Source organism: Vibrio sp. Evd11 (assembly GCF_900382755.1).
Lineage (GTDB): Bacteria > Pseudomonadota > Gammaproteobacteria > Enterobacterales > Vibrionaceae > Vibrio > Vibrio lentus.
This window is the reverse complement of sequence record NZ_OSDX01000062.1, coordinates 1-23958: the sequence shown is the minus strand read 5'-3', so window position 1 is coordinate 23958 and position 23958 is coordinate 1. Positions and strand designations below refer to the sequence as shown.

The 23958-nt window shown below is 46.5% G+C and carries 22 protein-coding genes; 13 read left to right on the top strand and 9 right to left on the bottom strand.

All coding sequences use genetic code 11. The features are described from left to right. Positions 1-200: 200 nt before the first annotated feature. The 4 genes from ED652_RS19480 to uraH form a co-directional block, all read right to left on the bottom strand. Complete coding sequence (locus ED652_RS19480) at positions 201-1565, bottom strand: 8-oxoguanine deaminase (protein ID WP_122055863.1); 1365 nt, start codon at positions 1563-1565, stop codon at positions 201-203. A 157-nt stretch (positions 1566-1722) separates the two neighbouring features. Then, the gene (locus tag ED652_RS19475) at positions 1723-3174 is read right to left on the bottom strand and encodes a nucleobase:cation symporter-2 family protein (RefSeq protein ID WP_122055862.1); all 1452 of its coding nucleotides are present in this window, start codon (positions 3172-3174) and stop codon (positions 1723-1725) included. A 217-nt stretch (positions 3175-3391) separates the two neighbouring features. Then, positions 3392-4735 (bottom strand): NCS2 family permease, encoded by a 1344-nt coding sequence (locus tag ED652_RS19470; RefSeq protein WP_102280337.1) that lies wholly within the window; start codon positions 4733-4735, stop codon positions 3392-3394. 571 nt (positions 4736-5306) lie between these two features. Beyond that, on the bottom strand, positions 5307-5660 hold the full coding sequence (gene uraH, locus ED652_RS19465) for a hydroxyisourate hydrolase (protein WP_065105177.1): 354 nt from the start codon (positions 5658-5660) through the stop codon (positions 5307-5309). Positions 5661-6058: 398 nt separating this feature from the next. Between uraH and puuE the strand changes: the two genes are divergently transcribed. The 13 genes from puuE to ED652_RS19395 all read left to right on the top strand — a co-directional run bounded on the left by puuE (position 6059) and on the right by ED652_RS19395 (position 16363). Continuing rightward, positions 6059-6997 (top strand): allantoinase PuuE, encoded by a 939-nt coding sequence (gene puuE, locus ED652_RS19460; protein ID WP_061021342.1) that lies wholly within the window; start codon positions 6059-6061, stop codon positions 6995-6997. A gap of 22 nt (positions 6998-7019) precedes the next feature. Next, complete coding sequence (uraD, locus tag ED652_RS19455) at positions 7020-7535, top strand: 2-oxo-4-hydroxy-4-carboxy-5-ureidoimidazoline decarboxylase (RefSeq protein WP_017067791.1); 516 nt, start codon at positions 7020-7022, stop codon at positions 7533-7535. 183 nt (positions 7536-7718) lie between these two features. Beyond that, the gene (gene alc / locus ED652_RS19450) at positions 7719-8705 is read left to right on the top strand and encodes an allantoicase (protein WP_102280340.1); all 987 of its coding nucleotides are present in this window, start codon (positions 7719-7721) and stop codon (positions 8703-8705) included. A 14-nt stretch (positions 8706-8719) separates the two neighbouring features. Then, the gene (locus ED652_RS19445) at positions 8720-9280 is read left to right on the top strand and encodes an ureidoglycolate lyase (RefSeq protein WP_122055861.1); all 561 of its coding nucleotides are present in this window, start codon (positions 8720-8722) and stop codon (positions 9278-9280) included. A gap of 14 nt (positions 9281-9294) precedes the next feature. Continuing rightward, on the top strand, positions 9295-10614 hold the full coding sequence (locus tag ED652_RS19440) for a urate hydroxylase PuuD (RefSeq protein WP_102463055.1): 1320 nt from the start codon (positions 9295-9297) through the stop codon (positions 10612-10614). Between the two features lie 761 nt (positions 10615-11375). Next, positions 11376-11615 carry a hypothetical protein gene (locus tag ED652_RS19430; RefSeq protein WP_017086627.1) on the top strand — a complete coding sequence of 80 codons (240 nt, stop codon included), beginning with the start codon at positions 11376-11378 and terminating at the stop codon, positions 11613-11615. A gap of 16 nt (positions 11616-11631) precedes the next feature. Then, positions 11632-12105: a GrpB family protein gene (locus ED652_RS19425; RefSeq protein WP_122055860.1), complete on the top strand. Its 474-nt coding sequence runs from the start codon at positions 11632-11634 to the stop codon at positions 12103-12105. Between the two features lie 354 nt (positions 12106-12459). Continuing rightward, positions 12460-12963, top strand: a complete 504-nt coding sequence (locus tag ED652_RS19420) for an RDD family protein (protein ID WP_122055859.1) — start codon at positions 12460-12462, stop codon at positions 12961-12963. Between the two features lie 38 nt (positions 12964-13001). Next, positions 13002-14237 carry an MFS transporter gene (locus ED652_RS19415; RefSeq protein ID WP_081089942.1) on the top strand — a complete coding sequence of 412 codons (1236 nt, stop codon included), beginning with the start codon at positions 13002-13004 and terminating at the stop codon, positions 14235-14237. A gap of 49 nt (positions 14238-14286) precedes the next feature. After that, positions 14287-14757, top strand: a complete 471-nt coding sequence (locus ED652_RS19410; RefSeq protein ID WP_122055858.1) for a GNAT family N-acetyltransferase — start codon at positions 14287-14289, stop codon at positions 14755-14757. Between the two features lie 248 nt (positions 14758-15005). Then, on the top strand, positions 15006-15524 hold the full coding sequence (locus ED652_RS19405) for a hypothetical protein (RefSeq protein ID WP_048669456.1): 519 nt from the start codon (positions 15006-15008) through the stop codon (positions 15522-15524). 43 nt (positions 15525-15567) lie between these two features. Next, positions 15568-15924: a MerR family transcriptional regulator gene (locus ED652_RS19400; RefSeq protein ID WP_122055857.1), complete on the top strand. Its 357-nt coding sequence runs from the start codon at positions 15568-15570 to the stop codon at positions 15922-15924. 58 nt (positions 15925-15982) lie between these two features. Continuing rightward, the gene (locus tag ED652_RS19395; RefSeq protein ID WP_122055856.1) at positions 15983-16363 is read left to right on the top strand and encodes a carboxymuconolactone decarboxylase family protein; all 381 of its coding nucleotides are present in this window, start codon (positions 15983-15985) and stop codon (positions 16361-16363) included. Between the two features lie 111 nt (positions 16364-16474). Here ED652_RS19395 and ED652_RS19390 read toward each other — a convergent pair whose 3' ends face one another. The 5 genes from ED652_RS19390 to xdhA form a co-directional block, all read right to left on the bottom strand. Further along, positions 16475-17356, bottom strand: a complete 882-nt coding sequence (locus tag ED652_RS19390; protein ID WP_122055855.1) for an AEC family transporter — start codon at positions 17354-17356, stop codon at positions 16475-16477. A gap of 287 nt (positions 17357-17643) precedes the next feature. Next, positions 17644-18978 (bottom strand): guanine deaminase, encoded by a 1335-nt coding sequence (gene guaD, locus ED652_RS19385; protein WP_122055854.1) that lies wholly within the window; start codon positions 18976-18978, stop codon positions 17644-17646. A 59-nt stretch (positions 18979-19037) separates the two neighbouring features. Then, positions 19038-19919, bottom strand: coding sequence for a xanthine dehydrogenase accessory protein XdhC (gene xdhC / locus ED652_RS19380; protein ID WP_122055853.1), 882 nt, complete (start codon positions 19917-19919; stop codon positions 19038-19040). Positions 19920-19973: 54 nt separating this feature from the next. Then, complete coding sequence (gene xdhB / locus ED652_RS19375; protein ID WP_122055852.1) at positions 19974-22379, bottom strand: xanthine dehydrogenase molybdopterin binding subunit; 2406 nt, start codon at positions 22377-22379, stop codon at positions 19974-19976. Next, entirely contained in the window at positions 22372-23817 is a 1446-nt protein-coding gene (xdhA, locus tag ED652_RS19370) for a xanthine dehydrogenase small subunit (RefSeq protein WP_122055851.1), read from the bottom strand. Before xdhA ends, xdhB begins: the two co-directional genes overlap by 8 nt. Between the last annotated feature and the right edge of the window lie 141 nt (positions 23818-23958).

The window sequence follows — 23958 nt, the reverse complement described above, 5'->3', positions numbered from 1 at the left end:
CGAATAAATGATAATTTTCAGGTGCTAAAGCCTGCATCTTCAAGTTGAATGGGTATAGATGGATACGTAGGTTGAGAGGACATCATGTTCATGGGGTTTTAGAATGTTTGCGATATTTTCGAATCTTTAGGATGTTCTGGGTGTTTGCCCATCAAAACCACTCACTTCTGCTTGCAGTGTTTGATGGGCAAGTGTCTTAGTTAGTTGTTATTCATCGCCAGCTTACCGAGCTTCATGGCGGCAGCATGGTGGCGGTGCATCAGTTGCTCCATGTCTACTCCAATTACTGCTCCATCGTTAACTCGCCATTTTCCGGCTACCATCACTTTATCCGCTTGTTGAGCTCCACAAAGTAGTAGTGCAGCCAGTGGATCGTGGCTGCCAGAGAAACGAATATCATCGAGTTTGAACATCGCGATGTCGGCTTGTTTTCCGACTTCTAGTGTACCGATATCCGTTCTACCCATTGCGCGTGCTGAGCCTGACGTTGCCCAGCGCAGTGCGTCGAAGTGTGAAACGTTGGCAGAGCCATACTGCAGGCGCTGTAAGTACATCGCCATGCGCACTTCGGCAATCATATTGGAGCCGTCATTGGAGGCCGAACCATCCACGCCTAGCCCGACTTTCACGCCAGCGGCTTCAAGGTCGTTGTTCTTACAAATACCAGAAGCCAGCATCATGTTGGAAGTAGGGCAGTGACTGATGCCAATGCCTTCTTTACCCAAGCGCTTGATCTCTTCTGGATTGAAGTGAATACCATGAGCGAGCCAAGTGCGTTCGTTGAGCCAGCCGACATCTTCTAGGTAATCGACAGGGCGTAGACCGAACTTCTCGATACAGAAGTCCTCTTCATCGAGCGTTTCGCATAGGTGCGTGTGCATCATCACGTTCTCACGCTCACTGATCTTGGCGGTCTCTTTCATCAGGTCGGTGGTGACTGAGAACGGCGAACAAGGCGCGAGTGCGATTTGAATCATCGCCCCTTCATCGCGCTGGTGGTAGTCACGAATCAAGCGTTGGCTGTCATCAATAATGGTCTGTTCGGTTTGAATGGTGTGTCGTGGAGGTAGCCCACCGTCATCTTCCCCTAGGCTCATAGAACCGCGAGTGAATATCGCTCTTACACCTAGTTTCTCTGCGGCCTCGACTTGTAAATCGATGGCGTGTTCTAGCCCGTTTGGCAGCAAGTAATGATGGTCTGACGCTGTGGTACAGCCTGACATCATTAATTCAACCAGAGCTAACTCTGTGGCAAGGCTCATCATCTCAGAGTCGAGGTTGGCCCACACAGGGTAGAGGCTTTGTAGCCAATGGAAGAGCTCTTTATTCAGTGCGCCGGGGTAGGCACGCGTTAGGGTTTGATAGAAGTGGTGGTGCGCATTGATAAGCCCTGGTGTTACAACATGACGAGAGGCGTCGACGCTGTAATCTACGGGCAAGGTTGGCTCTTTGTGTTTGCCAACCAGCTCAATGATTGTATTACCTTTAATGACAATCCCGCCTTCTGCATCAGCTAGTGAGCCAGTGTAGATTGCGAGAGGATTCTTAATCCAGATGGTTTCCATTCATAGTAGTCCTTAGCCATCTCAGCCTTTTCAGGGAAGAGGGTCTTTATTGGTATTTGTTGTTGAAAGATAAATTCGAATCAGGGCGTTAAAACGTTCAATGCTCTAATCAGCCCTGATCCTACGGAAATCGGTTTTACGTTAGTCAGTGAACCAGCTAGTTCGTTTTTGGCTCAGGGTCATCTGATGCTGCTTGAACGTCTGCTTCTGTACTTGCTTGCTGAATCTCTAATTGCTCGTCTGAGTGTCGTTCTTCTTCAGCTTGCTCTTTCATCTCTAGCTCAACTTGCGCTTGGCTTTCGGCCAGTGCTTCTTGCTCTTCTGCTCGTGAAGACTTTGGTAAAACAAGGTTCAATAGCACCGTCATGATAGTACCGGTAGTGATGCCAGAGTGAAGAAAGTTCGCAAGGTCATGCGGCAAGTGTTGCAGCAATCTTGGTTCGAAAGTGACGGCTAAGCCAGACGCCAAACCAACACAGATTACCAAGGCATTTCGCTTGGTGTCTGCGGCCTTGATCAACATGCGGATACCCGCGTAGGCAATCATTCCGAACATCACAAAACCCACACCACCTAGAACAGGTTTCGGAATCGTGACGGCAATAGCGGCTAATTTCGGGAATAAGCCACCTAAAATTAGCAAACAACCGGTTGCAGCCACTACATAGCGACTTGCTACACCTGTGATACCTACAATGCCGACGTTTTGACTGAACGATGCCAGTGGCATTGCCGTTAAAATCGAAGATAAGGTACTACCAAGTCCATCGCCTAATAGACCACGTTTTAAGTCTTTACCGCTGACTTGGGTTTGGCAGTTGTTGCCTAGTGCCATGAAGTCACCTGTTGCTTCGGCGATAACCACGATGTACACCAAGCTCATGCTGATGATGGCACTCGCAGAAAAGGTAAAGCCATATTTGAAGGGCTCAGGTCCGCCAACCCAAGCGGCAGAGCTGATTTGCTCAAGGTCGACCATGCCGAGTGATAGCGCCACAATATAACCGCCCGCTAAACCAATCACGATGGCCGAAGCGGCAACCGCGCCTTTACAGTAAACCGATACGCCAACCACAATCCCCAAAGAGATCAGTGCTAGAAACAGCTTTGGCAGCGTGGCGAATTGTTCTGTGTTGGCAGGAGAGTCTCCGACCCAGTTCATGGCAACCGGTAAAATGGTTAAGCCGATTAAGGTAACCACTACACCACTTACCACGGTTGGGAACAGTTTCCGAACCTTGTCCATATAGAAGCTGGCACCAATCACCACGAACGAGCCGATAAGCGCTGAGCCCATGATCGCGGCTACACCGCCTTCGTTGCCGATTGAAATGGCGACGCCCAAAAAGGCAAAGCTCGAACCCATCACCACGGGCAGTCGAATGCCAACAGGGCCAAAACCGAGACATTGAGCGACGGTTACAATACCTGACGCCAGCAGCGCAGCATTGATCAGCGAAACGATCTCGGTGTTAGGCAAGCCAATTGACGCGCCGACAATAAGGGGAACAGCGACGATGCCACCAATCGAGGCGAGCATGTGCTGTAATGCGAGTAGGAAGGTTAAGCCGTGAGGCGGTCTTTCATTTAGGGTGTACAGAAGTTTCATTTGATATTCCTCTGCCTGTGTTTCCGTTTACAGGCGATTGGCGGTCAAATAATGACTTCTACAAACTGCGTAGGGTCATAAAAAAGGTGCACTAACCGAGCGGATATTTGTGTGTTCCGCTGATTAGCACAATTAGCTTTTTCTTAAAAATGTTGTTCTAGCATGTGTCTTGATAGCTCGGCCTGCGAACAAGCCAAGCGATAGTTACGTAGGGTGATTAACCGATGAACACGAGCTTCGCGACAAAAATCGCGGCTAGGAAGTACATCGAAATTGATACGTCTTTTGTTTTACCTGTCGCCAGTTTCAACACAGTGTAGGTAATGAAACCCAGTGCGATACCATTCGCGATAGAGAAGGTCAGTGGCATCATTAACGCCGTAATAGCTGCGGGAGCACCGTTGGTGAAGTCTTTCCAGTCCACGTGTTGCATGCTGCTCATCATCACGAATGCCACGTAAATCAACGCGCCAGAGGTCGCGTAAGCGGGGATCATGCCTGCTAGTGGTGATAGGAAAATTGCCGCTAAGAACAACACACCAACCACAATTGCCGATAGGCCAGTTCGTGCGCCAGCTGCAACGCCCGCTGCACTTTCTACATAACTGGTTACTGGCGGACAACCCACACACGCACCTGCCACACTTGAGATACTGTCGGCTTTAAGCGCTTTGCTCAGGCCTTCGATCTTGCCCGTTTCTGGGTTGGTTAGGTTTGCACGTTCAGCCACGCCCATCAAAGTACCCGCGGTATCGAACATGTTTACAAAAAGGAAAGCCAAGATAACGCTGATCATTGAAACATCGAGAGCGCCCATAATGTCCATTTTTAGGAATGTAGGCGCTAAGCTTGGTGGAGCCGCAAAGAAGCCGTTGTAATGCACTAAGCCAAGCATCATGCCGACCAGAGTCACACTCAAAATACCGATCAACACCGCACCAAAAACCTTGCGCTCACTCAGAACAGCGATGATCAAGAATGCGATAGCGGCCAGTAGCGCTTCAGGTTTAGTGAAGTCACCTAGTGATACCAATGTTGCTGGGTTTTCGACGACGATGCCTGCGGTTTTAAGGCCAATTAGACCTAAGAACAAACCAACACCCGCTGTCATGGCATAACGTAGACTCACTGGGATACTTTCAATGATCCATTGGCGGACTTTGTAGAAACTCATCCCAACGAACAAGATACCGGAGATAAACACTGCACCCAGAGCGACTTCCCAGCTGTAGCCCATCTCGCTTACTACCGTGAACGAGAAGAAGGCGTTCAAGCCCATGCCCGGTGCAAGGCCGACAGGCCAGTTCGCAAATAGTCCCATTAACAAACAACCGATCGCGGCACCAATACAGGTTGCGACGAATACCGCGCCTGCATCCATGCCAGAAGCAGCCATTATTTGTGGGTTAACGAAGATAATGTAAGCCATGGTAGCGAAGGTGGTGACACCACCGACTAACTCATTTTTTACGCTGCTTCCGTGGGCCTTAATTTTAAAGAGTTTCTCTAAAAATCCGTTATTCGCATCTTGGTTGAGTATTTCTGTTTTACTCTCACTCATGTCAGCAAGTCCTTTTATGTTGTGATCCATTTATTGAATACAGCGAGATTTCAATATTAAGTTTTAAGGTTTTTTCCTAGCCACTAGCTTTCTATTTATTAGTTTCCTAACGGTTAATTCCTTAGCTGTTCATTTTTCAGCCATTGGTTTCTAACCATCTGTTTTCTAGCTATTAATCTCTAACTATTAACGTTGTTAGTATTTTTATATGAGCGTGTTGAGGGTCTGTTGACCTTTCGCGGTTAAATTTTGTTCGAGATAGAATCGTTTTAGGCGCGACAAGGAGTATCTAGCCTAGTCACTCTAAGTAAATACTTCTTAACAAAGCATAAAACGATTCTAGCCGAACCCTTCGGGCAGCCTTTGTGGTTCATTTCTACTGCGTTATCGGCTTCTCATGTAGGCTAGCTACACATCAAAGCCTCTGCCTTGTAGAAATTTCCCACAAAGCGCTGCAAAAATCAGCTCGAAAGGCCAACAGACCCTACTGAGCGCGCATCATTTTAGATGCACGCACGAATCTGTTTATTATTCGATGGTTGAGCCTAGTTTGAAGTTCTAGGACACGGGGCTAACTGCCCCGATAGGTTGAGAAACTGTACGGCGAGACGAGAAGAGGAACGTGATAATGCGCTTCTGGATCATCTAAGCCGAAACGAATAACCACATCGTCTAGGAAAGGCACACCATCCAATTCCACACCTTTGCTTTTGTAGTAATCCGCAACGTAGAACACCAATTGATATTTCCCCGGTCGGAAATCATTTCCTGCCAGAATCGGCGCATCGGTTCGGCCATCGGAGTTCGTGATTACCGTCGCCAGCTTTTCTGTTGAGTCGTCATTGACCTTATAAAGCTCTACCTTGATCTCTGCACCCGGTAAGCCGTGAGTCGTGTCTAATACGTGTGTTGTTAGTCTTCCCATAGTCCTTTAATAGCGCTTTTGGCGCTCCTCTGTTCCGTGGTTTATCTGTCTGATTCGACCTTGCAAAGAATGCAACTGGTCACTTTGTTATCACTAACTATGTACGAACTGTACACAATTAGTAAAGCAAATTGTTGTAGAAATGTTAACCATTGTGTCGTTTTTTCTGACTTTATAGATCTTGATTATCGTTTTTTTGTGAGCTTGTGTTTCATTAACTAATTGTTTTTAAATGAGTATGGTGCGTAAATTTAACTTGAATAACAAAATCTTTACATTGAGATAAATAATTGTATACAATAAATGTACAGGGGTAAGGTTGCTTTGTTTATCGAGAATCCATTTGGTGACTCAATTAAAGAGCGGCTAAGCCAACCACTTATGTTAGGAGTACTTGGATGAATAAGGATTATTCAAGAAATTTGATCGGTTACGGAGCTAACCCTCCAAACCCTCAATGGCCAGGTAATGCGCGCGTCGCGGTTTCTTTTGTATTGAACTATGAAGAGGGCGGTGAGCGTTGTTTGTTACATGGAGACGACGAGTCTGAAGCCTTTCTCTCAGAGATCCCGTCAGCACAACCGATCAAAGGCGAACGTCACATCAGCATGGAATCCATTTATGAATATGGTAGCCGTGTAGGTGTGTGGCGTGTTCTTCGCTTGTTCGATGAATATGAAATCCCACTGACCGTATTTGCTGTCGCAATGGCGATTGAGCGTCACCCAGACGTTGCCAAAGCTATGGTCGAAGCGGGGCACGAAATCTGTAGCCACGGTTATCGTTGGATAGACTATCAATACATTGATGAGTCTGAGGAGCGTGACCACATGACCAAAGCGATTGAGATCATCCAACAAGTGACAGGTCAGCGCCCGCAAGGTTGGTACACAGGTCGAACGGGCCCAAATACGCGTCGCTTGGTTGCAGAAGAGGGCGGTTTTCTTTACGACTCTGATGCCTATGATGATGACCTACCTTATTGGCACACCGAGACTGGTCATCCGCAATTGGTGATCCCATACACTCTCGATGTGAACGACATGCGCTTTTCAACCGCGCAAGGCTTCAACTCTGGTGAGCAGTTCTTCCAATACCTAAAAGACACGTTTGACACTCTTTATATGGAAGGCGAAACAGCGCCGAAAATGATGTCGGTTGGGTTGCATTGTCGTCTGATTGGTCGCCCCGGTCGTATTGCTGCATTAAGACGTTTCTTAGATTACGTAAAACAGCACGACAGCGTGTGGTTATGTCGTCGAATCGATATCGCCAACCACTGGCACCAACATCATCCTTATCAACCAAATAACGCTATTCATCAACAGCAAAAGTAGCAGTGAAGCAAGGAGGCTTAACGTGACAGAATTTCGATCATGCCAACCAACAACCATGGACCGCGATACCTTTGTCGCTCACTTTGCTGATGTTTACGAACACAGCCCGTGGGTTGCAGAAGTGGTGTATGACCAAGGTTTGAATGCCGAAGACGACCATATCGAGAATCTTCATCTGAAAATGGCATCGACCTTGTTAAGTGCAGACCAAGGCAAACAGTTGGCTTTGATCAACGCTCACCCGGATTTAGCCGGTCGAGCAGCAGTAAACGGCGAACTCACCGAGTCGTCGACCAAAGAACAAGCGGGGGCGGGCATCGACCAGTGCAACGCCGAAGAATTTGAAAAATTCACTTCTTACAACAACAGCTACAAAAGTCGCTTCAATTTCCCTTTTATCATGGCGGTGAAGGGAGCCAATCGTTACCAAATTCTTGAGTCGTTCGAGATGCGATTAGGAAATGATAGTGAAACTGAGTTTGCTACGGCGATTCAAGAGATCAACAAGATCGCGATGTTTCGTCTCTGGGATATGTAAGTTAACGGAGTTAACAGCTATCTCAGCCCAGTCTTAGTGAGCCAAGAGCTTTGTTTATCAGAGCGCTGCTTATTAGAGCTTGATTTATCGAAGGCTTGTTTATCAAAGCCTTATTGAATAAAGCATAAGCCACTAAGTTCTCATTTTATTATTACTTGATTAATTGGATAGGATTACACGGACATGACCCAAACATTTGAACAATTCATAAACCTTGCAGACGAAAAACTCGGCGCAGAAGCTATCTTCGCAACAGACGATTTTTTCGCCGATAAAAGCCGTCTACTCAGCCACGCAGCGCCAGAGTGGAAAGACGACTTATACGACGATAACGGCAAGTGGATGGACGGTTGGGAAAGCAGACGTAAACGCGGTGAAGGTTACGACTACTGTGTCGTTCGCCTTGGCCTAGCTGGCACCATTGCTGGCGTTGATATTGATACCTCATTCTTCACAGGTAACTTCCCACCTTCGGCATCAATTGACGCGTGTTACTCACCACAAGGTGAGCCAACGGACGCAACAGAGTGGCAAGAAATTCTGCCTTCAATGGCATTACAGGGTGATCATCATCATCTTGAAGCGATTGAAAGCGACCAAGTATTTACGCACCTACGTTTGAACATCTACCCAGACGGCGGTGTCGCGCGCTTACGTGTTTATGGCCGACCAAGTGTCGATTGGGAAGCAATAGATTCTCAGCAACAAGTTGACCTAGCATCGGTTGAACACGGCGGCCGAGCATTGGCATGTAGCGATGAGCACTACGGCAACAAAGCCAACATCTTAGGCCCAGGCCGCGGTGAAAACATGGGTGATGGCTGGGAAACAGCGCGTCGTCGTACACCGGGTAACGACTGGGTTATCGTGGCACTAGGTCATCCAGGTAACATCGAACGCATTGTCGTTGATACGGCTCACTTCAAAGGTAACTATCCTGACAGCTGCTCGATTCAAGCGGCCTACGTGAAAGGCGGTACCGACGATCAAGTAGAAACACAAAGCCTATTCTGGCGTGAACTGTTGCCTGCACAAAAGCTGCAAGCGCACGAGATTCACGAATTCATTTCTGAGGTTAACGACCTTGGTGCGATTACCCACGTACGTGCAAACATATTCCCAGATGGTGGTATCAGCCGTTTGCGTCTATTTGGTACGAAGGCGAAATAGGTAAGGAAATGAGTATGAGTAATGGAATACGTCGTTTATCCATCGAACCGTTAACCAAGCAGGCTTTTGAAGAGTTTGGCGATGTTATCGAGTCCGATAATAGTGATTTCTTCATGATCAACAGTGGATCAACACGTCGCTACCACAAGCTAGCGACAACGGATGTGCAAGACCAAGACGGAGAAGCGATCATCAGCATCTTCCAAGCCACACCGTTGAACTACCCACTGACCATCAAAATGTTAGAGCGTCATCCACTTGGCTCTCAGGCATTCATTCCATTACTTGGTCAACCCTATTTAATTGTTGTTGCGCCAAAAGGCGATGATCCAACATTAGCCAATAGCCGAGCTTTCTTGAGCAACGGCCGTCAAGGAGTGAACTATCACAAAGGGGTGTGGCATCACCCAGTTCTAGCGCTTACTGATCAAGACCAGTTCTTGATCGTCGATAGAGGCGGCGAAGGGCACAACTGTGATGAAGTTTATTTCGACAACGATCGAGTGGCATTGCATTTGGACGATCTGCCAACGGACGACAATAAGGAAGATCAACGCTTAGCTAAAGCGTTGTGATACAGGAGTTTATTATGGATCCGCATATTACAGAATGGTTGAATTTAGCAATACGCTGGGCTCACATGATTGTTGGTGTTGCGTGGATAGGCGCATCATTTTACTTTGTTTGGTTAGAGAACAACCTTAACCGAGTAAACCCAAAAACGGGCCTTTCAGGCGACTTATGGGCGATTCACGGTGGTGGTATTTATCACCTAGAGAAGTACAAACTTGCGCCACCAGAGATGCCAGAGCACTTGCACTGGTTTAAATGGGAAGCTTACTTCACGTGGATCACCGGTGTGTGTCTACTGGGTGTGGTTTACTACCTTAACGCTGAGATTTACCTGATTGCACCGGGCTCTGGCCTTGATTCAACAACGGCAATCGCGATTGGTATTGGTTCATTCGTTGCCGGTTGGTTTATCTATGATCTATTGTGCGATTCGCCATTAGGAAAAACCCCCGTGTTGCTTGGCGTTGTGCTGTTTGTGCTGCTCGTCGCTGCGACATATGGCCTAACCCAAGTGTTCAGTGGCCGTGGTGCTTACATTCATGTTGGTGCCATCATTGGTACTATCATGGTGGGTAACGTATTCCGCGTTATCATGCCTGCACAGCGCAACTTGGTGAAAGCGATTGAAGAGAAGCGCGAACCGGATCCGGCACTGCCAGCGAAAGGTCTACTGCGTTCTCGTCACAACAACTACATGACACTGCCAGTGCTGTTCATCATGATCAGTAACCACTTCCCAAGCACTTACGGATCGGAATATAACTGGCTTATTCTTGCTGGGCTAGCGATCTTCAGTATCTTGGTGCGTCACTACTTCAACACCCGTCATGGTAGCCAGAAGTTTGCCTGGACAGTGCCAGTAGCGGCATTGGGTATGATCACGCTTGCGTTTGTGACTTCACCTTACGCGAAAAAACAGATGACTCCAGTTGTACAGGCGCCAGTGGTTCAAGAAGTGCAAGTAAGCGCGACTGAATCGACGGTAGAAGAGGCTGCTTCAATCGATACTGCTTCAACTACAACTGATGCTCTAGCTTTACCAGCAGACCACGCAGCTCAAACCGCTAGCGCAGGAGTCAGCTTTGAAACCATCAACAAGGTCATTCAAGAGCGCTGTTCTGTGTGTCACTCATCAACCCCAAGCCACGCCGCTTTTGCTGCTGCGCCAGCCGGTGTGATGTTTGATACCCCAGAAGAGATTAAAGCCAATGTACCAAGGATTGTTGCTCAAACCGTAACAACCAAGGTGATGCCGCTCGGCAACATGACTCAAATGACCGACGAAGAACGCGCACTCATCGGAACTTGGGTAGAGCAAGGCGCGACGCTTCAATAATCATGTGAAATCCTTTACCTAAGAGCATGAGTCTTAGGTGAGGCTTGGGGAGAGTTTGGTTTCGGGCACGCGCCAAGCTCATCCCACCCTGTTTCCCCGGTTCCTATAACCGGGGCTTTTTGTTTTTGGACAAAGGGAATAACTTCTTGGAATAAATTGCTAACTTCACGTAACTAAAGTTGAAGTGAGCTGATTGAAACATAAGTTAATGAAATTGCAGATATTAAGTAATGGGCATTCAAGCCTTGTATTTCTTGTGTTATTTGAGGCTTTACGCTGGCGACTAATAGTACCAATGCCATTGGTAGCATCGCTGCTGATTGAGCATGCACAATAAGAGTATCTAGTTCTAATCCTTTAAATGAGAAGTCATTAAGCCAAAGTAGGCGAGTACAAGCTGTGCAAGCACAACTAATCGAACTTATGTGAACAATGCTACTCAATTCCATGTTTACCTTTACTAAGAATATACAAGTCAATGTTGATAGGTTTTACCTATTGATATTAATCAATAATACCATTTAACTTTAAGATATGTCTATTGAAGCTTGAACTTTGATAGTTAAAACCTATCAAGATGAGCTGAAATGTTTATAGGAAGTGTTCTTAACGAGTGTTATTCCTCACTGAAAAATGACCTTCAATTATCTCACCTTAAAGGTTCGGGAGATGTTTTAAGCAGACTGTCCTGTATAAGGCGCTTGATATGAATATCTACACGTGGCATTTTTAGCCAAAATTGACTTTGGTTAGGACAAAAAATGGAAGACTTGATAGTCGCGTATTTTAGGGCATTGAGCTCATTCTTTAGGTACCTGTTTCAGTCGATCTTGATTGAGTTTATTGGTTACGGAGCTGGTTGGATAGTCTGTAAAGTATTCACATTAGGGCGCTTCCCCCCATTGATTCCAACTGAAAAAGAGCGAACTAGAATCTCTTATATCGGAGCTATCAGCATCGTGTTGCTTCTATTAGCAATTGGTGTGTTCAATAGTTTGTGATTCGGAGTGAGGATATATGAAATTTTACCCCGCGGAGCAATACCAAGCGGCTTGCTACGAGCTGTTTATCCGATACGAACGTGAAATCAAGAAGCTAATCCCTAACGCGAGAGTTGAGCACGTAGGCGCATCTTCTATTCCTTTTGCCGTGTCTAAGGGCGATCTAGATATTTTCGTAGGTGTTGAACTTGGTGAACTTGAGGATGTTATAGAGAGACTCACAATACTCGGCTTCAATGAGAAACTCGATACCTTAAGAACGCCGGAACTGTGTATGTTGGAATCTACATCTTCTGATGATGTGGCCTTGCAAGTGGTCGCTAATGGTTCTGAGTTCGAATGCTTTCTAAGGTTTCGTGACAAGCTACGTGCGAATCCGGGATTAGTTCAGCAATACAACACCCTCAAAATGTCTTGCGAAGGTTGGCCGCAAGAAGAGTACCGTGAAAAGAAGTCTGACTTTATCGAGCATGTGCTGGATCTGAAATAGCAACAGTGCCCCTCACCTCTAATTGTCCAATTAACAAAAGTTTTATTAATACAGTGTGTTAAGTCAAAAAACATTACCTCTGAAGATTGACCCTCTTAAATTTCCTTCAAACTATCTTACCACGGTTTAATAGCTTAAATTTACGCAACTAAGCTCACACATATTGCATAGGGTATTAGTGGAGGTATTGGTTTGTGTTATGTTTTGCATGATTTTATAAAGCGTGACTTATCCATTGAAAGCAAAGTGTTTTCTTTCGGATTAATTTCAAGATTTGTCTATTAGTACATCAACTTGGCGCTATCAAAAATCGATTGCTCTACGCCAATAATTAATACCACCTTAGGAAAGGACATGTCTGAAGTAATAGAAAACACCCCTGCAATTGTACTCGCGTCTCGATGGTCTCGGTTTTGGGCGTTTGTTATCGACGGCCTCATTTATGCAGCTGCTATGATTCCAGTGGTTCTATATACCGATTTGTTCGATCGAGCCGTTTCTAATGGAGTCATAGAGTTACATGAACAAATCATGATGTTTGTTTATGGCTGGGTGATATTCCTCTTGTGTAATGGCTACTTACTGCAAAAGAAGGGACAAACGATCGGTAAAAATGTAATGGAAATTGCGATTGTTGATATGGATGGCAAGCAACTAGGGCTATTCAACATAATGATCAAACGAATTTTACCTATGAACATCTTTGTTTATATTCCTGTTATTGGTCAATATGTATCGATTCTTAATTACCTGTTTGTTTTCCGTAAAAACAGACGCTGCTTGCATGACTTAATCGCGGGAAGTCAGGTTGTTAGTGTTGCTGTTCCTAGAAATCTCGATTTCAGTACTATCGAATAGAAATTCATAATCAAGCACTTACATACTTTAGGAACTTCATGATTCATAAGCTTTTCTCAGCCATTTCTATTTATAGGTATTTACCGAATAATATCTATTATTTAGCACTGGCTAGAATGATTCTGGGAATGGGTAACTTTATCGTTCCATTTTTAGTCTTACTGTTAACCGATAAGTTGGGTTATTCCGCAACAGTCGCAGGTTCCCTTGCCATGGGTGTGACGGGCTCTTACCTCTTAGGGAGCTTTTTAGGTGGGAGATTAGCCGATAGGTTGGGGCATAAACGGATCATGGTGTTTGGCGAGTTTATGTGCGCTGTATTATTGATTACTTGTGGTTTCTTCGCCGATGCTCCGGTAGTCGTACCTGTGTTCTTGTTTTGTGCCTATTTCTTTGGCGGTTTAGCGTTGCCCGCGAGTAATGCTTTAGTTGCGGACCTTTCTACCCCTCAGAATCGTGATGCAGTCATGTCACTGAGTTATCTAGCCTATAACTTTGGTTCAGCTCTTGGTCCTGTTATGGCTGGGTACTTGTTCTGGAATCACACTGACTGGATATTTTTCGGCAACGGTTTTGCGGCTCTTTTTTGTGTTTTTATTGTGGCTGCATTTGTGAAGTTGCAACCTGGAACGGAATCGACCAGCGAGAGTGAACTGGAACAGCCCGTTTCTGGTTCGGTTTGGTCAGTTTTAAAATCAAGGCCACGGCTTTTGTTGTTCACTTTTCTATGTGGATTGCTGTGGTATTCGCTAAATCAAATGACTATGGCGAGTCCATTGTATTTGAGCCATGTGTTTGGAGAGCAAGGCCCAATTATTTTCGGGCAACTCATGACTTACGCTTGTGTTGTAGTGGTGCTGATTACGCCAATCTTAATGAAGTTCACGTCAGGTAAGGCTGAAACCGTAAGCCTTGCTTATGCAGGCTTTATGTTTGCCTTTGGTTATATGCTCGTCATGTTGTTTCCCAACATTCCTGTTCATTTTTTTGCTTGGCTATTTCTATCTGCGGGCGAGGTTCTTCTTTTGACAAAAGAGGGCATATATTTAGCAAACAACTCCCCTTCGAGTCATCGTGGACGCATTCAAGGCGTGCTCATTACCTTGCGAACGGTTTTCGTTATGCCAAGTTTTATCGTGATTGGCTACTTTATCGATGATTATGGGTACACTTTCACTTGGTTTAGTGTGATATTAATTTCAGTTGTTGGTGCCGTTGGTTTTTATCTTATGTCAGCTAAGGGGAAGCAATCTCCAGCGTTAGTCACCGAGTAGTTATTCGATTTACTAGCAGTAGTATCTTTTAGTCACCAGAGGTAGGCTTATGATTACAATTAGAAAAGCGGCTGAGTCTGATGCTCAGGATATTTTCGATATTCGAAGCCGTGCCATTGTCGAGAAGTGCTCGGCTTATTACTCAGAAGAACAGCTGTCAATATGGACGCAGGGTGGAATGTCTGATGGATTCATAAGCGATGTAGTCCAAACTTTTCACGTTTCAGAAGTCGATGACCGAGTGATTGGCAGCGGTAAAATCAACATCGAAACCGGTATGATTGATGCTATTTTTGTGGACCCAGATTTTTCCGGAAAAGGCGCAGCGAAGCAGATGTTGCAGTTCTTAGAGGAGCTCGCGATTCAACACAACTTGCCCTTAATGAAGTTAGAATCGACCCTGAATGCTGCGGAATTTTATCGTTCGTGTGGTTTTATCGGTGATGAACTTTCCACTTATCACTCTCCTAGAGGTATTAGCCTCGATTGCATCCCGATGGAAAAGCCGCTACTTGCTTAAATAAACAGCGCTAACTCCAATGGTTGTTGCTGTTTTTACTTTCCTCTTACACTCTTTTCTAATATCGAATCTAGTATCAAATTTCTCTTTGTTATACAGGCAAGTCTCTCATTATGAAGAACTTCTTTGATAGCGAACTCATGCTCTCTAGCTCCTTGAATTTCGTTTTGCTATCGCTTGGGCTAACGCTCCTTTTTCATCTTCCGATTTGGTGTGGGTTCAACTTGAGCCGACGAAAGTGGAAGCTCATGGATTATTTATGGCCGTTTCTAGCGGGTATCGGGATGCTGGGTGCGGTGTCTGAGATTCGTGCGAAAGTAGCGGGTGATTGGGTTGAAACCGAACAAACCAGAGCGGTGGCGATTTTAGAATCGGTTCAGCAGTTTTCTTTGGATAAGCTGCGAAGTGATACCTGCACCGGTCAGCCGTCTTTGGATAATCACGCTCAGCACCATGAAGCGTGTTTGTGGTATTTGAATACCGCAATTACGTTCAAAGATGTCGATTTCACCTTGTTACCCAACGCATCAGATTTTACGGTTCCTGCGCCGAGCGTGTCGCTGGTGGAAAGTGATGCAGTGTGGGTGGATGGTATGTTGAGTCAGTATGAGAAGCAGAAAAACCAATACATTAAAACCAGAGAAGCGCAGGTGAAGCAGCCACTAGAAAGCATCTTCTGGTATGTGAGTCCTTACTTAGTGTGTTTTGCTATTGCTTTGCGTTTGACGAAAGTGACCGCAGAGCTCAAATTAGATAAGTGTGCATAGTTTGAGTTCCTAGTTCTTATACCCAGCTAGAAAAGGTGAAGTAATGAATGTGAGTGAGTTTTCTCGGTTGGTGGGTTTGTCCGCCCATACGCTTCGCTACTATGAAAAAATCGGCTTGTTGAAAAATGTTCAACGGAATAGTAGCGGCCATCGAGTCTATACATCGAAGGACGTCACTTGGATTGAGTTTGTGAAGCGGCTGAAAGACACCGCAATGCCACTGGATGAGATTCTAGAATACGCAAAGCTAAGGGAGTTAGGGCCAGAATCGACTTCGCAGCGCCAAGTGTTGCTCGAACAACATCAACAGAATTTGCGTTCCCATATCGAAGAACAGCAAAAGCACATGGCAGCATTGGAAGAAAAAATTAGTTTGTATCGAGATGGAAAAGTCCGTTGACTTAGAGTCGACTCTAACTTGTAAGGTGTTCCTGTAAATCATAAAAAGGAACAAACCTATGAATCAATCACGTTTCGACATCGGCTTAGAAAGACTTAATCATATCGACGGAGAAGCAGGGCAACAGGTTATTGAAAGCCTGCAAGACATCTGCCCTGATCTTGCAAAATATACTATCGAGTATCCTTTTGGTGATATCTATTCACGCCCCGGTTTGGATTTGAAATCACGAGAGATCGCGACCGTCGCTGCCCTTACCGCACTCGGTAATTGTGCCCCTCAGCTTAAGGTGCATTTGAATGCGGCACTCAATGTTGGATGCAGCGAGGAAGAGATTAAAGAAGTGATACTGCAGATGTCGGTGTATGCGGGATTCCCAGCGGCGTTAAATGGCATGTTCGCATTTAAAGAGGTGCTTGAGGAGAGAGGCACAGCTTGAGATAAATAGAAAATGTAGTCTGAAAAGGGAGCGTCAACTTTGCTAAGTTGCGCTCCCTTTTTATTGATTGGCTAAGTTTTCAAGGTCGTAAACCTGAAGGTTCGCGGTTCTTTAAGATGACATAGACAGCGCGAATGACAACAAAATAGGCAAGGTGATCACACTCAGGAAGTTGCCAAATAACACCATAGACGCGACCTTGGGTGGCTCTACATTGAAGCGTTCTGCAAACAAGTAGTTCATCACGGCGGGCGGCAGCATGGTGAACAGCACCATCATTTGTAGGTGCAGCGTTGGAAGTGGGATAAAGAAGTAGATGATGGTAAAGGCGATGGCTCCGGTAAACAGCGATTGAGCCGTGCACAACAAGCCGACCTTTAATCCACTTAGCCTCAAGTTGACCATTTGCGAGCCCAACGACAGCAGCATGATAGGCACGGCGGCTTGGCCGAGTAGCGATGTGGCTTCATAGATTGGATTCCACACTGCAATGCCAGATAGGTTGAGCGTCATCGCTAATGCAGCCGCTAAGAATATCGGCATCTTGAGGATCTGTTTGATCGGATTACCTTCACTCAACAGCGCCAAGCCAACACTAATGTGCACGCATGCCGACACCACGAATAGCAATACAGCAGGGGCTAATGCGCTCTCGCCAAAGGTATACGTGAACAGGGGAATTGCAAGGTTGCCACTGTTGCGGAACATGTGTGGTGGAGCCCAAGCTTTGAAGTTGAGCTTAAAGATCTTACAGATTGGAATCATCAATAAAGCGGGCACCAACACCGCGACTAAAGAGGCGGTGATGAGTGGCAGTTGTTCTGTGTCGAGAGGCATGGTGGTCAGCGAGGCAAACACCAGCGCAGGAATGCACACATCCATGTTGATGCGATTGATCGGTTTGAAATCGGGCTTGAGCCAACGACCCACCGCAAAGCCAGCACTGGCTAAAGCAAAAACGGGAAACAGAATGCTGAAGACCTGTTCGAACATAGAATTCCTTTCTAGATTGGGTGCTTCCATTTAGCTGAGAAACGAATGTTCGAGAGAGACGCTAAAGTGAAGTATGAAGTCGATATGTATAAACATTAACCTATCAATATAATGACTTGGCGTCACCGAAGATCGTTGTATGTGAGCGGTTAATTTATATTTCTTTGAATGAAGCACAAAAAAGACCAGTGGCATCAGCAACTGGTCTTTAAAGGCTAGATAAATCGGGACGGATTTTTAATTAACGACGGCTGTCGCTGTCTAGCGATTGTTACTCGGTTTTAAGCCTAACTAACGAGCTTCTTGTAATCTTTGAAGTTTACGTCGTAAGCTTTTTCGCCGTAGATGTAAGTCTCGCTAACGGTTCTGTCGTCACCCAAGCTCATTAGTACAAACAGCTTTTCTTCAAGCTTGGTAGCTTGTTCCGTTCTAAAGCGCATTAGTTGTGTCGCGTGCAGATCCAACACGACGAAATCTGCTTCTTTACCGACTTCTAGGTTACCGATCTTGTCTTCTAAATGCAGCGAACGTGCGCCGCCAAGAGTTGCTAAGAACAGTGATTTGGCTGGGTGCAGTTTCTCTTGTTGAAGCTGCATGATTTTGTAGGCTTCGCTCATGGTTTGCAGAATTGAAAAGCTGGTGCCTGCACCCACATCTGTCCCCACGCCGACACGAATACCGTGATCTTCCATCTCTGGTAATCGGAACAAACCCGAGCCTAAGAAAAGGTTAGACGTTGGGCAGAAGGCGATGGCAGATTCAGTATCGGCAAGGCGTTTACATTCACAATCAGAAAGGTGAATACCATGAGCAAATACCGAACGTTTGTGCAGCAGACCATAGTGGTCATACACATCTAGGTAGCTGTCGCGTTCTGGGAACAGCGATTTCACCCACTCGATCTCTTTCTCGTTTTCAGAAAGGTGAGTGTGCATGTACACGTCTGGATATTCTTCTAGCAGTTTGCCTACAGTAGCCAGTTGCTCTGGTGTGCTGGTTGGCGCAAAGCGAGGTGTCACCGCGTAAAGCAAACGGCTACGGTTATGCCATTTTTCGATTAACTCTTTTGAGTCGGCATAGCCAGATTCCGGTGTGTCGGTGAGGTAATCAGGCGCATTGCGATCCATCAAGACCTTACCCGCGATCATGCGTAGATTACGCTTCTCGGCTTCTTCAAAGAATACGTTAACCGACTCTTTGTGTACCGTGCCAAACACGAGTGCCGTGGTGGTGCCGTTGCTTGCCAATTCGTCTAGGAATAGCTTCGCGACTTTGTGTGCGTAAACTGGATTTTTGAAGCGCTTTTCTTCTGGGAAGGTGTAGTTCTCTAACCAATCAAGTAGCTGCTCACCGTAAGACGCGATCATCCCTGTTTGAGGGTAGTGGATGTGCGTATCAATAAAGCCAGAGGTGATCAGTTTGTCTTTGTATTCTTTAACTTCGAGTGTTTTAGGTTGGCGAGCCAATACCTCATCGGCATGGCCTAAGTCGACGACATGGCCGTTCTCAACCACTAAAACACCGTCTTCAAAATAGTCGTAAGACTCATCGATACCGACATCTTTTGGGTCGGCGACGCTGTGTAAAATGCTGGCGCGATAAGCTTTGCGTTGCGTTGTCATGTTTACTTCCTTTTAATGACTTCAGCGACGTTATGGCCACTGAAGCTTTGCGACTTTTATTAGGCGATCTTCTCTTCCAATGGTGGTTCGCCTACGTCGCTTGGTTGACTGTGTTGATCGGTCAAATCCTGATTTCGATATTGTTTGGTCGGGCGCTTTTGTTCAAGGGCTTGGCCTTGATAGTGTGCGATCAGTTCACCCGCAACCGATACCGCAATTTCGGCAGGGTGTTTGCCATTCACCGCGCTAATACCAATCGGGCAAATCATGGTTTCAATTTGCTCTTGGCTATAGCCGCGTTGCTCTAAGCGGAAGTCGAACTTCTTGCGCTTAGTGAGTGATCCAATCATGCCGAAGTAACGGCTGTCTTCACGGTCGATAATGGCCTTAGTTAGGTCAAAATCGAGCTGGTGGTTATGCGTCATTACAAGGTAATAGCTGTTCGGTGGCATGTGTTTTACTTCACCGACTGGATCGTCGCTTACTAGCTTTTTCACACCGTGTGGCAGCGTTTCAGGAAACACTTCTTCACGCTCATCAATCCAAGTCACGCGGAAAGGCAGGGTTGCGACAATGTGCAGCAGCGCTTTGGCAACGTGGCCAGCGCCAAACAACACGAGGTGGTTTTGCTGAGTGCCAATCGGCTCAAAGCTTAACGTTGCCATTCCGCCACAACATTGGCCTAAGCGAGCGCCTAGGTTGAAGCGTTCCACTTTGAGTGACTTTTCACTGGCAAACAGCATCTCTCGAGCCATTTTAGTGGCCACATGTTCAAGGTGACCACCACCAATCGTAGCGATGATTCGGTCACGAGTGACAAGCATTTTGGTGCCCGCATCGCGTGGAACGGAACCTCTGTCTTCGAGCACCGTCACCATCACACACGGTTCGTAGTTCTCTTCCAGTTTTGCCAGTTCGTGAATCCAATTATCCTTAAACATATGTCCTCCTAAATCCCTTTTTATGCTTCCCAAGCTAAACGATCGATATGAGCCCTAAGCCGTTTCTGATTGAGCATCGACCGAAGTCGGAGCCGTTTCAGTGACTTCCTGAATCGCCATCAGAATACGTTCTGGCGTTGCAGGTGTGTTGAGCTTAGGAATCGCGCCATCGACGGCGACATAGCTAATCGCGTCTTTCAGTGCGCTCCATACCGACATACCCAACATGAAAGGGGGCTCACCCACGGCTTTCGAGTTGAAGACGGTGTCTTCTGGGTTGTTACGGTTTTCTAAAAGGTGCGTTCTGAAATCAATTGGCATATCAGCAATCGCAGGGATCTTGTAACTTGCAGGGCCATTGGTCATCAAGCGGCCTTGCTGGTTCCAAACCAACTCTTCCGTGGTTAACCAACCGACACCTTGCACAAAGCCACCTTCGACTTGGCCGATATCAATCGCAGGGTTCAATGAAGCGCCAACGTCATGCAGAATATCGACACGCAGAATCTTGTTCTCGCCGGTTAAGGTATCGACGATAACCTCTGAACAAGATGCTCCGTATGCGTAGTAGTAGAACGGGCGACCGCGCGCTTTCTCGTGATCGTAATAGATCTTCGGAGTACGGTAGAAGCCAGTGCTCGACAGCGAAATTTGGTTAAACCAAGCCAGTTCAACAAACGAGTTGAAGGTCATGATCTCATCGCGAATCTGCACCATACCGTTCTTAAATATCACCTCTTCAGGCCACACTTTGAAGTGCGAAGAAGCGAAGTCAATCAGGCGCTGCTTAATGGTCATTGCGGCGTTTTGCGCGGCCTTACCGTTGAGGTCGGTGCCCGATGAGGCTGCGGTTGGTGATGTGTTCGGAACTTTGTCTGTGTTTGTAGCGGTGATCTGGATACGTTCGACATCGACTTGGAACTCCTGTGCAACGATTTGTGCCACTTTGATGTTCAAGCCTTGCCCCATTTCCGTACCACCGTGATTCAAATGAATACTGCCATCGGTGTAGATATGGATGAGCGCACCTGCTTGGTTCAAGAAAGTCGCAGTAAACGAGATACCGAATTTCACTGGCGTGATAGCAAGGCCTTTTTTCAAGATAGGGCTTTGCTTGTTGAACTCGGCAATGTCTTTACGACGTGCGTGATAGTCACTGCTGCGTTCAAGCTGTTCGGTTATCTCAGGTAAAAAGTTGTCTTCAACGGTTTGGTAGTAATGGGTCACGTTACGGCCTTCTTCGCCGTAGTAGTTCGCCTTACGTACTTCCAAAGGATCTTTTTTCAGGTAACGCGCAATCTCGTCCATGATGTGTTCAATGGTCATCATGCCTTGCGGGCCACCAAAGCCACGGTAAGCGGTATTCGATGCGGTGTTGGTTTTGCATCGATGACCCACTACAGTTGCATCACCTAGATAATAGGCGTTGTCTGAGTGGAACATCGCTCGGTCGACGATAGAACTTGATAAATCTGGTGAGTAGCCACAGTTACCTGCAACGGTAATGTCGGCACCTTGAATCACACCATTGTCGTCAAAACCAACCGTATATTGATTGTAGAACGGGTGGCGTTTACCGGTTTGCTGCATGTCTTCACTGCGCAGCAGACGCATTTTAGTAGGTCGGCCTGTAAGGTGGGCAATCACCGCAGCCATACATGCTGGAGAGGCTGCTTGAGTCTCTTTACCACCGAAACCACCACCCATACGACGCATATCAATCACGACTTTGTGCATCGGTACGCCAATCACTTCCGCAACCAGTTTTTGAACTTCGGTCGGGTTTTGGGTCGAGGTGTAAACGATCATGCCGCCATCTTCGGTTGGCATAACGCTACTGATTTGGGTTTCTAGATAGAAGTGTTCTTGGCCACCGATCTCTAGGTCACCAGAGATCACGTGTTTTGCTTTTGCCAGTGCTGCTTTTGAGTCACCACGTTGTTGAGTGTGGCTTTCTGTCACGAAGTGCTCTTTCTCTAGCGCTTCTTTTACATCAAGAATCGCAGGGAGTTCTTCGTATTCAATGATTGCAGCTTGTGCGGCTTTACGTGCGGTTTCTAAATCATTGGCTGCCACGGCAATCACAGGTTGGCCGTAGTATTCTACTTTGCCATCTGCAAGCAGTGGGTCACCCGGAAGGATGGCGCCGATATCCAGTTCACCCGGAACGTCTTTCGCTTGAATGGCAATCGCCACGCCTTCGAATTCGTAACACGGTGACAGGTCTATTTTGGTGATGTTGGCGTGTGCTTGAGTGCTCAGGCGTGCGTAAACGTGCAGCTGATTTGGGAACTCTAGGCGGTCATCAATGTACACCGCTTCGCCCGTTACTTGCTTGGCTGCACTGTCGTGTTTAACGCTTTTACCTACGCCAGTTTTTAGGTCTTGTTTTGCAATGGTAACCATCTCTTCGTGGGTCATCGCATTGCTCTTGTGAACAGAGGAATTTGATTTAGACATAAGACGTTACCCTTGTTTCGATTTGGTTGTTTTTGTTCTGTTGTTCAATGAAATAACGACGCAGCATATTGGCTGCCGACAATGAACGGTATTCTTGGCTTGCACGGAAATCAGAGAGCGGCTCAAAGTCGTTATACAGTTCCTGCATCGCTAACTTAATATTAGCGTCTGTCCACGGTTTGCCTAATAACGTATTTTCACAACGCGCCGCGCGCTTAGGCGTTGCAGCCATACCGCCAAAGGCGATGCGAGCGTAAGAAACCTTGCCATCTTCGATTTGAATATCAAACGCACCACACACCGCGGAGATGTCGTCGTCTAAACGTTTAGACACTTTGTAAGCTCGGAAGCTATCGTTGCTTGGCTTAGGAATGATGATCTGTTCAATGAACTCACTCTCTTTCTGCGCCGTCACTTTGTAGCTGATGAAGTAATCTTCAATCGGCATGGTGCGTGACTCGTCGCCACAACGAAGTTTGATCTTCGCGTTCAGGGCAATCAGCAGAGGAGGGGTGTCACCGATAGGTGAAGCATTGGCTACATTGCCGCCGATGGTGCCTTGGTTACGCACTTGCAGTGAAGCAAAGCGATGCAGCAGTTCACCAAAATCTGGGTAGTGTTTTTTCAGTAGTGCGTAAGAGTCACTGATAGGCAGGTTGGCACCAATGATTAAATCGGTGTCGGTCTCTTCACATACCTTCATATCTTCAACAAGGTTTACGCTGATCAGCGTTTCAATCTCACGATGGAATTGCGTCACTTCCAGCGCTAAATCCGTACCGCCAGCAACCAGCTTAGCGTTCGGGTGGGCTTGAAAAAGCTTGGCCAGCTCATCAGTGCTTTTCGGGGAAAAAGCGGTGAGGTGACCAAGGCGTAAGTTAGCTTCGGTGTCTTGAATACCTTCTAGCTTCTTGATGGTGTTGCGTTCAAGTTCAGCAAATTGGTCGATCAAAGGTTGGTCTGTCGAAAGCGACATCGCAGCATCAACAATTGGTCGGTAGCCAGTACAGCGACATAGGTTACCTGCCAGCGATTCCATGACGTCTTCTTTGCTCGCATCGGATTTGTTCTTGCCTAGCGCAAACATCGACATGATGAAGCCAGGTGTGCAGTAACCACACTGTGAACCGTGAAAATCTACCACCGCTTTCTGCACTGGGTGCAAAGAGCGATCTCGGTTTTGTAGATCTTCTACGGTGATCAGTTGCTTGCCATGCAGTGCTGAAACGAAAGTTAGGCAAGAGTTCACCGAGCGATATTGCAGCTGTCCATCAACCACTTCACCCAGAACTACCGTACATGCACCACAGTCACCCGACCCACAACCTTCTTTGGTACCCGTTTTATTAACTTTGGTACGAAGGTAGTTGAGCACTGTCATATTTGGCGACAGATTATCTTCACGTCTTATTTCCTGATTGAGCAAAAAAGTAATCAAGAGACCTCCTTGTAAATCGACATATTTCCATGTGTATTCTTTTTGACTTCTAGGTCAATAATTATCCATCCTGACCCTGTGGTCAACTATTTATTAGTCTCCTAAAAGGTTAAAACCACCGACTTTAGTCGGTCAGCTTTA